Origin of the sequence: Citrobacter sp. wls757 (assembly GCF_005280935.1) — a bacterium.
GTDB classification, from domain to species: domain Bacteria; phylum Pseudomonadota; class Gammaproteobacteria; order Enterobacterales; family Enterobacteriaceae; genus Citrobacter; species Citrobacter portucalensis.
This window is the reverse complement of sequence record NZ_SZWU01000060.1, coordinates 619,372-621,143: the sequence shown is the minus strand read 5'-3', so window position 1 is coordinate 621,143 and position 1,772 is coordinate 619,372. Positions and strand designations below refer to the sequence as shown.

The 1,772-nt window shown below is 51.6% G+C and carries 3 protein-coding genes; 1 reads left to right on the top strand and 2 read right to left on the bottom strand.

All coding sequences use genetic code 11. The annotated features are described in order from the left end of the window. On the bottom strand, positions 1 to 251 hold a 251-nt coding region (locus FDW94_RS17855; RefSeq protein ID WP_137378045.1), incomplete at its 3' end, for a YciI family protein. Between the two features lie 215 nt (positions 252 to 466). Between FDW94_RS17855 and tonB the strand changes: the two genes are divergently transcribed. Then, the gene (gene tonB, locus FDW94_RS17850; protein WP_170974248.1) at positions 467 to 1,195 is read left to right on the top strand and encodes a TonB system transport protein TonB; all 729 of its coding nucleotides are present in this window, start codon (positions 467 to 469) and stop codon (positions 1,193 to 1,195) included. 64 nt (positions 1,196 to 1,259) lie between these two features. Here tonB and yciA read toward each other — a convergent pair whose 3' ends face one another. Further along, positions 1,260 to 1,661 carry an acyl-CoA thioester hydrolase YciA gene (yciA, locus tag FDW94_RS17845; RefSeq protein WP_008784945.1) on the bottom strand — a complete coding sequence of 134 codons (402 nt, stop codon included), beginning with the start codon at positions 1,659 to 1,661 and terminating at the stop codon, positions 1,260 to 1,262. Positions 1,662 to 1,772 lie beyond the last annotated feature (111 nt).

The window sequence follows — 1,772 nt, the reverse complement described above, 5'->3', positions numbered from 1 at the left end:
CCCGCCGCAACATACGGATCGGCTTCTGCCCACGCCTGTGCCGCCTCCAAAGATTCAAATTCGGCAATCACCGTCGAGCCGGTAAAACCCGCCGCACCGGGATCGTTACTGTCGACTGCTGGCATGGGGCCCGCCGTGAGCAAACGACCTTCGTCATGAAGGAGTTGCAGGCGAGCCAGATGAGCAGGGCGCACGGAAAGACGTTTTTCGAGAGAGTCTGCGATATCTTGAGCGTATATAACATACAGCACGGGTAGGGCTCCTTGAACGGTAAAAGTCGTTAATAACGTTATTGGAAAGGCCTAACAACTGCAACGGAAAGATAACTGATATGTTAAGGCCATACTCTGAAAGTGGTTTTTTATCATAAAATCGCGTTTTAAATGTCAGTTAGCATCACGGGCTTATTGAATATGATTGCTATTTGCATTTAAAATCAGGGCCTGGTTTTTTTACTGAAACGATTATGACTTCAATGACCCTTGATTTACCTCGTCGCTTTCCCTGGCCAACGTTACTGTCTGTCGGCATTCATGGTGCCGTAGTGGCTGGTTTGCTGTATACCTCGGTACATCAGGTTATTGAACTACCTGCGCCAGCGCAGCCGATCTCTGTCACGATGGTCGCGCCTGCCGATCTCGAACCGCCTCAGGCCGTTCAGCCGCCGCCGGAACCCGTTGTCGAGCCTGAACCGGAACCTGAACCGATTCCAGAGCCACCAAAAGAGGCGCCGGTGGTGATTGAAAAACCGAAGCCCAAGCCTAAACCGAAGCCAAAACCGGTGAAAAAGGTGGAAGAGCAACCGAAACGCGATGTTAAACCAGCAGAACCGCGCCCGGCCTCCCCAGTGGAAAATACGGCACCTACTCGCACAATGACCAATACCGCGCCGGCAACTACCAGCAAACCGGTGGTCAGTGCGCCATCGGGTCCACGCGCTTTAAGCCGTAATCAGCCTCAGTATCCGGCGCGAGCTCAGGCGCTGCGCATTGAAGGCCGGGTAAAGGTCAAATTTAACGTAACGCCGGATGGCCGGGTTGAAAATGTGGAGATCCTGTCTGCACAGCCTGCCAATATGTTTGAGCGTGAAGTGAAAAACGCGATGCGTAGATGGCGTTATGAAGCAGGCAAACCCGGTTCCGGGCTTGTGGTGAATATTGTTTTCAAATTAAACGGCACAACGCAGATCGAGTAAGCATCAGGCAGTCCGGCAATGATCAAGAGTGATGATTGCCGGATAGCAGTACTGACGTGTGCTATCAGACCAACGTGGGAATTGGACGTGGTTTCCCGTCTTTATCAACAGCAACGTAGATAAACAGAGCTTCGGTAGCCTTATAGCGCTGTCCAATTGGTTCAGAAGCAACTTTCTTCACCCAAACTTCAATATTGATGCTGATCGAGGTTGTCCCGCGTTTCACACAGCGCGCATAGCAACACACTACATCACCTACGGCGACTGGGCGCAAAAAGCTCATTCCTTCTACCCGCACCGTTACCACACGACCATGTGCGATCTCTTTGGCCTGAATCGCGCCACCTATATCCATTTGTGACATCAGCCAGCCGCCAAAAATATCACCGTTTGCGTTGGTATCGGCAGGCATGGCCAGAGTGCGTAAAACCAGTTCGCCCTGGGGAGTGTTATTCGTTGTTGTCATTGTAGAACCGACTATAGAGAAAGATTACAGGCGCGATGCTACTAGAATTTATGCGTTGAGAACAGAGGGGATGCGGCGTGCGGAGCAGATGTAAGTCAGGTTGTCAGCTCT

Bases quoted from the DNA above. Each gene is read 5' to 3' on its own strand.
- tonB (WP_170974248.1), top strand. From the start codon at position 467: ATGACTTCAATGACCCTTGATTTACCTCGTCGCTTTCCCTGGCCAACG.
- yciA (WP_008784945.1), bottom strand. From the start codon at position 1,661: ATGACAACAACGAATAACACTCCCCAGGGCGAACTGGTTTTACGCACT.